Genomic DNA, 9,022 nt, shown 5'->3' with positions numbered 1-9,022 from the left:
TTTTTTAATAGATCTAATAAATGATAATAGGAAATATAAATAATGTTATCTTAATTATGAAAAAGTGATATTCAAAAAGCTTATCAATAGTTAATTTAAAGGCAATTGGATATAAAAATGAAAAGAGATGGAACTCTTTATAAAGAAAAGAATGATTGAACTTGATTTTTATAAGTGAATCTTTTATAATGATGTCAATCCGTTGAAGAAGATTAAATAGTCAAAATCTAATAGAGAGTCTGTGGTTGGTGGAAACAGATAGAGGAAGCTATGGGACACTTTGGAGGAAGTTATGAAAGTAACCGTGAGTCGCGTTAAGACAGAGAGGGCATACATTGTATGAACTAAGGTGGTACCGCGTTAATAACGTCCTTAGATAGGGCGTTTTTTTATTTTTAAAGGAGGATAGAGATATGGCCTATAAAGCACCAAGAGGAACAGTAGATATTTTACCTGCTCAATCTGGGAAATGGCAGGAATTAGAACAATTATTAAGAACAATTTGTGCAAATTATAATGTGAAAGAAATAAGAACACCTATTTTTGAACTTACAGAATTATTCAATCGTGCGGTTGGTGATACAACAGATGTTGTATCTAAGGAAATGTATACTTTTGAAGATAGAAAAGGTCGTTCTATGACGTTAAGACCAGAAGGAACAGCTGGTATTGCGAGAGCTTATGTAGAAAATAAACTTTATGGAATGCCTGAAAAATTGCAGAAAGTTTATTATATGGGTCCAATGTTCAGATATGAAAGACCACAGAATGGTAGACAAAGACAATTTCATCAATTTGGTGTAGAGATGTTAGGAGTTGAATCACCATATGTTGATGTAGAATGTATGTTGATGGCTGTGACAGTTGTGAAAGCTTTAGGATTGAAAAATATTCAATTACACATCAATACTTTAGGTGATCAGGAATCTCGTGATGCTTATCGTGAAGCTTTACAAAATCATTTTCAACCTGTATTAAATGAGTTATGCCATGATTGTCAGGTACGTTATGAAAAAAATCCATTACGTATCTTAGATTGTAAGGTTGATAAAAATCATCCTATGATGAAAACAGCACCAAAAACAATTGATTATTTAACTGATAGTGCAAAAGCGCATTTTGAAAAAGTTTGTGCTTTATTAGATGATTTAGAAATTGATTACGTTGTTGATCCTAACTTAGTAAGAGGATTGGATTATTATTCACATACAGTTTTTGAAATTATTTCTGATGATCCAAAATTAGGAGCTGGTTCAACAGTTGGTGGAGGAGGTCGTTATAATGGCCTTGTAGAAGAATTAGGGGGACCACAAACACCTGGTGTTGGCTTTGCTTTTGGAATGGAAAGATTAATGATTGCTTTAGGTGATGATCATGAAGATGAAGAAGGTTTAGATGTCTATATCATGCCTTTAGGTAGCGAAGCTAAAGATTTAGCTATGCAGATTATGACAATGCTTCGTGCTAATGGATTTACTTGTGATATGGATCAATGTGATCGTGGGTTGAAAGGCCAATTTAAATCTGCTGATCGTTTCCACGCTCATTTTTCAATGATCATTGGAGATGAAGAAGTTCAAAAAGAAGTCGTCAATATGAAATGTAATCATACAAAAGAACAAGTGGAAGTTCCATTAGAAAATATTGTAGAATTTATTGAAAATCATTATGAAGGAGATCATGATCATGAATAGAACACATAACAATGGGGAATTAAGAATTGAAAATGTTGGTCAACAAGTCGAATTGATTGGTTGGGTTGCCAAGAAAAGAAATTTAGGAGCTTTGGTTTTTGTTGATTTAAGAGATCGTTATGGAATTACTCAGGTGATTTTTGATGAATCTTTTGAAGAAAGATTAAAAGAAGTGAAAAATGAATATATTTTATCTGTTCAAGGTACAGTGATTGAAAGATCTTCTAAAAATCCAAAGATTCCTACAGGTGATATTGAAATTCAGGCAAGTGCTTTTACAATCATTAATACTGCAAAATTAACACCTATGATTGTGGCAGATGAAACAGATGCTTTAGAAGAAACAAGAATGCAGTATCGTTATTTAGATTTAAGACGTCCTGTGATGCAAAAAAATATAATGACAAGACATCAAATCACAAGAAGTATTAGAGAATATTTAGATCATTTAGATTTTATAGATATTGAAACACCTTATTTAAACCGTTCTACACCAGAAGGTGCAAGAGATTTCTTAGTGCCTTCACGTGTTCATAAAGGATCTTTCTATGCTTTACCACAGTCACCTCAATTGTTTAAACAATTATTAATGGTATCTGGATTTGAAAGATATTATCAGATTGCACGTTGTTTTAGAGATGAAGATTTACGTGCTGATCGTCAAATTGAATTTACACAAGTCGATGTTGAAATGAGCTTTATGTCAACTGATCAGATTCTAGAAATTGGAGAAGGTATGATCAAAAAATTAATGAAAGATGTCAAAGGTATTGATATTGAATTGCCTTTAAAACGTTTGACTTGGCATGAAGCTATGGAAAGATATGGAATTGACAAACCTGATACACGCTTTGGATTAGAGCTTGTGAACTTGAATGATGTTGTCAGTGATGTGGATTTTGCAGTTTTTAAAAATGCTTTGGAAGCTGGCGGACATGTGAAAGGAATCAATGTTGTTGGTGAAGCAGCCAATTTTTCTCGTAAAAAGATTGATCAGTTAACTGAACTTGCGAAAACTTATAAAGCTAAAGGTTTAGCGTGGTTAAAAGTGACAGATGATGGCGTACAGGGACCAATTGCTAAATTCTTTACTGAAGAACAATTAGAAAAATTATTATCAGCTATGAATGCGCATAGTCAAGATTTATTGTTATTTGTTGGAGATGTTAAATATGAAGTTGTTTGCGATTCTTTAGCTGCTATTCGTAACTATTTAGGAAAAGAATTAAAATTATATGATCCAAATACTTTTGATTTCTTATGGGTTGTTGATTTCCCAATGTTTGAATATGATGATGAAACACAAAGATATTATGCAAAACATCATCCATTCACAAAACCAAAAGATGAAGATTTAGATAAATTAGAAACTGATCCAGAACATTGCTTAGCTGATGCTTATGATATTGTTTTAAATGGTTATGAATTAGGTGGAGGATCACAAAGAATTTATGATCAAAATGTTCAAGAAAGAGCATTTAAAGCTTTAGGATTCACTCAAGAACAAATTGACGCACAATTTGGATGGTTTGTAGAAGGATTACAATATGGAACACCACCACATGGAGGATTTGCTTTAGGGTTAGATAGAATTGCCATGTTACTTTGCGGTTGTGATTCTTTAAGAGATGTCATTGCCTTTCCTAAAAATACAAGTGCAACTTGTCCAATGTCAAAAGCACCGACACCAGTGGCAGATGCGCAATTAGAAGAATTAGGAATCGGGGTGAAAGAATATGAATCAGACAAGACTGAATAATGTTTTAAATGAAATGAGTCAAAGAGGAATGGATCATTTGATTATCAGTGATCCTAGCTCTATCAATTATTTGATTGGTTATGATAATCATCCAGGAGAAAGAATGTATGCATTGGTTTTATCATTAGATGGAAATCATACATTGTTCTTAAATCATTTGTTTTATTTAGATCAACAATTAGATTTAAATATTATCTGGTATGATGATACAGAAGATGGACCAGCTAAAATTGCTGAAGTTTTAAAAGATGCTCATTGTGTAGGTGTAGATAAAAACTGGGAAGCTAGATTCTTAATGAGAGTTATGGAACTGGCTAACGAAGAATGTTGTTTTGAACTAGGTTCAATCTGTGTTGATTACGTCCGTATGCATAAAGATGAAGAAGAAATTGAACTTATGCGTAAAGCGAGTCAATTAAATGATCAGGCTATTGATCAGGTGATTCAGTTATGTGCCAAAGGAACATTGACGGAAAAGGAAGTTGGACATCAGCTGGATGGTATTTTTCAATCATTAGGATGCAGTGGGAATTCTTTTGATCCAATTGTTGGCTATGGACCTAACGGGGCAGATGGACATCATAGTTGTGATGATTCAAAGTTAAAACCAGGCGACAGCATTGTCATTGATATGGGTGGTATTTATCAAGGATATTGCAGTGATATGACAAGAACTGTTTTCTATAAAGAAGTTTCTGATAAACAAAGAGAAGTTTATGAATTAGTTAAAAAAGCCAATGAAGCTGCTGAAGCTATGATTAAACCAGGTGTGAGACTATGTGACATTGATAAAACAGCAAGAGATATTATCGGTGAAGCTGGTTATGGACCAAACTTTAATCACCGTTTAGGACATTTTATTGGTAGAGATGTTCATGAATACGGTGATGTGTCTGCTGCTTTTGATATGGAAGTAGAACCAGGAATGATTTTTTCAATTGAACCAGGTATTTATATTCAAGGTGAATTCGGTGTCAGAATTGAAGATTTGGTTTTAGTCACTGAAGATGGTTGTGAAGTTTTAAATCACTACTCAAAAGATTTAATGATTATTGGTTAGAGTGAAAACTCTAGCCTTTTTGTTTAGTGTTAAAGAAGGAAAATCTAAAAATATTATAAAAATGTACATTTTTGATTCAAGTAGTATATTTTTTGAGTTTATATATAAAATAAAAAGAAGTCACTAATAAAAACGAGAATAGTAGCGACTATCACAAACACAATATAATAATTAATTCAATATACGAAAAAGTTAAAAGTAATAATAAAAAGTTATAATTGTTCAACTAAAAACTCATGAAATTGCTTTTTGAGTTTTAGTTGATGAGCACGGCTGATTGGAATGGGTTGTTGGTTATTCAAAATGACGTGAGTTCTTTTTATTTCACTGACATAATATGCATTGATAATATAACTGTTATGTGTACGAATAAATTGTAAAGGTAATTGTTCTAATAGATCTTTGATTTTTTGTGCTGTCTTAATTGTTTCATGAACTGTATAAATATATGAGTATCTTTGAATTCTTTCAATATACATAATATCATTTAATAGAATAATTTTGGTTTTATCTTTTAAAGATATGGTTAATACTTTTTGTGATTCTATAATTTGATGAATAGCTTTTTCAATAGCCATAGGAAGTCTTTTCTTTGATTCAGGTTTATATACAAAATAACAATGATTTGTTTCATAAACTTCTGTTGCTTTTTCTAAATAGGAACTGATAAAGATAATTTGAAAATTTTTATGTAATTGATTTAATTCTTTTGCCAGTTCAATGCCACTATGATTTTTTAATAAAATATCTATAATAATAATGGAATGGTCAGGGAATTGATCCATATGTAAAAGAACATCATGTATATCAAGAAATGTTCGTATTTGAAATTGATGATTCATGGTGTTGATAATGTCTTGAATATATTGAATATGTTCTTTCATGTCATCAATAATAATAATGTTTTGCATTCCAAATCACCCCTTCAAACAGATTAATATAATATTATCATATTTTGAAGAGGTAGAATCTACAGAAAATGACATAAAGTTTGTTAAAAATGAAAAAAGCTATAAAATCTTTATGATTCTATAGCTTCCCATTATTATTCTTGGGCGTTAGAGTTTTCTTTATATTTTTCACTCATTAAACCATCTTCACCACTATAACTTGCCTGTTGATTTTGGTTATAGCCTTTATACTGATTTTGTCTTTGTTTGTTTTTAGATTTTTTGTGACTCATAATTTCTCCTTTCTTTCTATTGACATCTTTAGTTTGTGCCAAAATATAAAAAATATGAAAAAATAAGTGGATAGAGAATACTTTTTTTAAAATTTATGCTAGAATAAAAGGCGAGGTGAAGAGAGTTATGTATTATTTTATTGGTATTAAAGGTTCAGGTATGGCATCACTTGCAACAATTTTATTTGATTTAGGTTATGAAGTTGCTGGAAGTGATATTGATAAATATATTTTTATTGAAGAAGATTTAAGAAAAAGAGGAATTCCAATCTACTCTTTTGATAAAAATAATATTAAAGATGGTTATGAAGTGATTATTGGTAATGCGTTTGATGACTCTAATGAAGAAGTTAAAGAAGCACTAAGTAATCCCAATGTCAAAACACATACTTATTATGATTTTTTAGGTCATTTAATGGATCAATATATTTCTATTGGTATTGCAGGAACACATGGAAAGACAACAACAACGGGTATGGCTTATCATTTGTTTAAGGATTTTGATAAGACTTCTGTTTTAATTGGTGATGGAACAGGACATGCCGTTGAAGACAGTAAATATTTTATTGCGGAAACATGTGAATATCAGGATCATTTTTTACATTATTATCCAACTTATGCGATTATTAATAATATTGAAATGGATCATGTTGATTATTTTAAATCTATGGAACAATATGAAAAATCATTTGAACAATATGCAAATCAAGTTAAAGATACAGTTATTATTTGGGGTGATGATCCACATTTACCACATCTTCATTATCAAAAACGTGTTCTAAAATTCGGAACAGGTGAAAATAATGATGTTATTGCTAAAAATATTATTAATAATGACCATGGATTATCATTTGATGTTTATATTCATAAAGATTTATTTGGACATTTTGCTTTGCCATTTTATGGAATGCATATGCTTTATGATTCATTAGCAGTCATTACTTTAGGATATTTAGAAAATATGAGTGCTGAATATATCCAAGAACGTCTTTCTACTTTTGATGGTGTAAAACGTCGTTATACTGTTAAGACAGTTGGGAATAATATTTATGTGGATGATTATGCACATCATCCAACAGCAATCCGTTATGTCATTGAAGCAACACGCTCACGTTATCCACATAAAAAGATTGTTGCTGTCTTTCAACCAGATCGTTTTTCAAGGGGATTACGTTTTGCTAAAGAATTTGCTGAAGCAATGGATTTAGCAGATTATCCTTTCTTTGTCCATTTTCCAGAAAATGCGAAGAAAGAACCTGGTATTGATATAGACATTTATGACATTGCAAAATACAATCCACGTGCTCAGGTTATTCATGAAGATGAAGCTGCTGTGAAGCTTTTAAGTCAATATGATAATGTTGTTTATCTATTTATGAGTAGTAAAGATATTTATAAATTAGAAGATCAAGTTATTGCTTATAAACAATCGCAGTAAGGGTTATCTTTTAATCATGTTGTATTTATGCTATAATATGGTAAATTGGCAGAAAGGAGAACTTATGGATGCAAAATTAGTATGCTATTGCATTTTGATATTATCTGGGGCTTTTGCACTTTTGAGCTTAGGTCTATTATTAATAAGAATGTCTTTAGCTGTCAAAGAAACAACGGTTTTAATGACAATGTTAGAAACAACCATTCAAAAAGTTGATCATATTTTAGATGATGTCAATAATAAAATGAATATGCTCAATGCACCTGTTGAATTGGTAAGTGGTATTTTTTCAAAAGGTGGTATGAAATCTGGTTTATTTGGGGTTTTAGGATTTTTAACTTCGTTTTTAAGAAGAAAAAAATAGAAAGAGAAAGGTGATTAGAATGAAATTTGGGAAGTTTTTAGTTGGTTTAGGTATTGGTGCAGTTGCTGGATTATTATTGGCACCTAAAAAAGGTAGTGAATTAAGAGAAGATATTAAACGTGAATCTTTAAAAGCTTATGATAATTTAAAGAATATGACAAAAGAAGATCTTGAAGCTATGTTAGGTCAAACAATTGAAACAGTTAAGAAATCTGTAGATGAATTTGATATTGATACATTTAAAGCAACGACAAGAGATAAACTTAATGAATTGGAAGCAAAATTAGAAGATTTTGCTGCAAAAGTAAAAGATAGTGACCAGTATTTAACGATTCGTGATGGAGTTGTTGATTTAACACAAAAAGTAAATGATAAAATAGAAGAAGTCAAAACAAAAGTTTTAGATTCATCTGTAGATGATGATTATTTAGAAGCTTTTGAAAATGAAATCGAGAATGTTGAAGAAAAATTAGATGAAATGATTGAAGAGATTAAAGATTAATCATGGGGAAAAATGTAACAATTTATGATGTTGCTAGAGAAGCTGGTGTTTCTCTGGCAACAGTTTCACGTGTTATTAACGGTTCGAGTGTTGTGAAACCTAAAACACGTGATAAAGTCCTTGAGGCTATTCAACGTTTAGATTTCAAACCCAATCAGATTGCCAGAGGTCTTGCAACAAGTAAGACAACAACGATTGCTATTGTTTTTCCACAATCATTATTTGCTCATGTGAAAGATATGATTGGTGGAATAGGTGATACAAGTCGCCGTTTAGACTATAATGTCAGTATTTATACAACAGATGAAATTGGAGATGGCAATCCTATTGAAACTGTTATTGAAAAAGTTGTGAAATCACGTGCAGATGGTGTGATTTTATTTAATAATGAAGAAATCGAAAAGGAAATTGCTTTAGTTAATAAATATAAAATACCTGCAGTTGTTATTGGAACAAGTGTTACTGGGAAATATATGGGATCTATTTTTGCAGATGCAAAAAAGATTGCATATGAGGTTGTTGATAAATATTTGGCACAGGGAAAAAGTGATATTTTGTTTGTGTCACCTAAGCAGAATTTAATCAACATAGAAGAAATGATTACTGGAATTCAGGAAGCTTATCAAAAATATGATTTGGTTTTTGATGCAACAAAACAGGTCGTACATACATCATCACATTATGAAAAAAGCTATCCACAATTTTTAGAGTATTTTAAAAATCATCGACATGATCTTGTTTTTACAAGTTATGATAAGGAAGCTGTTGCTGTTGTGAATGCTGCAATTGACAATGGAATTGAAATTCCTGATGAAATGGAAGTTATTGGTATGATGAATACAAGCTATGCTTTGATTTGTCGTCCTTCATTAACATCTATTCATGTTCCTGTGTATGATATGGGGGCATTAGCTGTAAGATTGCTAACAAAAATACTTAATGATGAAGAAATTGAAAACAAAGCTGTTGTCATTCAACATTTATTGATGCCACGTGCTACAACAAAGAAAGACTTCTAATTG

The 9,022-nt window shown here is 31.0% G+C and carries 9 protein-coding genes and 1 other annotated feature; of the genes, 7 read left to right on the top strand and 2 right to left on the bottom strand.

Translation table 11 applies throughout. From position 1 onward, the window contains the following. Positions 1-193: 193 nt before the first annotated feature. Positions 194-377: a binding site (T-box leader), on the top strand. Positions 378-413: 36 nt separating this feature from the next. The 3 genes from hisS to E0K96_RS11865 are packed head-to-tail and all read left to right on the top strand — an operon-like array spanning position 414 to position 4,513. Next, positions 414-1,694, top strand: coding sequence for a histidine--tRNA ligase (gene hisS, locus E0K96_RS11875; protein WP_168083400.1), 1,281 nt, complete (start codon positions 414-416; stop codon positions 1,692-1,694). Continuing rightward, positions 1,687-3,453, top strand: coding sequence for an aspartate--tRNA ligase (aspS, locus tag E0K96_RS11870; RefSeq protein ID WP_168083398.1), 1,767 nt, complete (start codon positions 1,687-1,689; stop codon positions 3,451-3,453). The genes hisS and aspS overlap by 8 nt, the downstream gene beginning before the upstream one ends. Then, on the top strand, positions 3,431-4,513 hold the full coding sequence (locus E0K96_RS11865) for a M24 family metallopeptidase (RefSeq protein WP_168083396.1): 1,083 nt from the start codon (positions 3,431-3,433) through the stop codon (positions 4,511-4,513). The genes aspS and E0K96_RS11865 overlap by 23 nt, the downstream gene beginning before the upstream one ends. Before the next feature lie 212 nt (positions 4,514-4,725). Here the strand turns inward: E0K96_RS11865 and E0K96_RS11860 are convergent, their stop codons facing one another. Both E0K96_RS11860 and E0K96_RS11855 read right to left on the bottom strand, forming a co-directional pair. Beyond that, entirely contained in the window at positions 4,726-5,424 is a 699-nt protein-coding gene (locus E0K96_RS11860) for a LytR/AlgR family response regulator transcription factor (protein ID WP_168083394.1), read from the bottom strand. A 134-nt stretch (positions 5,425-5,558) separates the two neighbouring features. Beyond that, positions 5,559-5,696 carry a hypothetical protein gene (locus E0K96_RS11855; RefSeq protein WP_158094005.1) on the bottom strand — a complete coding sequence of 46 codons (138 nt, stop codon included), beginning with the start codon at positions 5,694-5,696 and terminating at the stop codon, positions 5,559-5,561. A gap of 127 nt (positions 5,697-5,823) precedes the next feature. Here E0K96_RS11855 and murC point away from each other — a divergent pair, with 127 nt between their 5' ends. The 4 genes from murC to E0K96_RS11835 all read left to right on the top strand — a co-directional run bounded on the left by murC (position 5,824) and on the right by E0K96_RS11835 (position 9,019). Then, entirely contained in the window at positions 5,824-7,134 is a 1,311-nt protein-coding gene (murC, locus tag E0K96_RS11850) for a UDP-N-acetylmuramate--L-alanine ligase (RefSeq protein ID WP_168083392.1), read from the top strand. Between the two features lie 64 nt (positions 7,135-7,198). Beyond that, the gene (locus E0K96_RS11845; protein WP_191341003.1) at positions 7,199-7,498 is read left to right on the top strand and encodes a hypothetical protein; all 300 of its coding nucleotides are present in this window, start codon (positions 7,199-7,201) and stop codon (positions 7,496-7,498) included. A 19-nt stretch (positions 7,499-7,517) separates the two neighbouring features. Beyond that, a complete protein-coding gene (locus E0K96_RS11840; RefSeq protein ID WP_087245509.1) occupies positions 7,518-8,000 on the top strand; it encodes a YtxH domain-containing protein in 483 nt (160 codons plus the stop codon). A gap of 2 nt (positions 8,001-8,002) precedes the next feature. Beyond that, positions 8,003-9,019: a LacI family DNA-binding transcriptional regulator gene (locus E0K96_RS11835; protein WP_087245511.1), complete on the top strand. Its 1,017-nt coding sequence runs from the start codon at positions 8,003-8,005 to the stop codon at positions 9,017-9,019. Positions 9,020-9,022 lie beyond the last annotated feature (3 nt).

Origin of the sequence: Massilimicrobiota sp. SW1139, from assembly GCF_012027715.1 — a bacterium.
GTDB classification, from domain to species: domain Bacteria; phylum Bacillota_I; class Bacilli_A; order Erysipelotrichales; family Coprobacillaceae; genus Allocoprobacillus; species Allocoprobacillus merdigallinarum.
The sequence above is the reverse complement of the archived record's forward strand: the minus strand, read 5'-3'. Positions and strand labels throughout refer to the sequence as shown.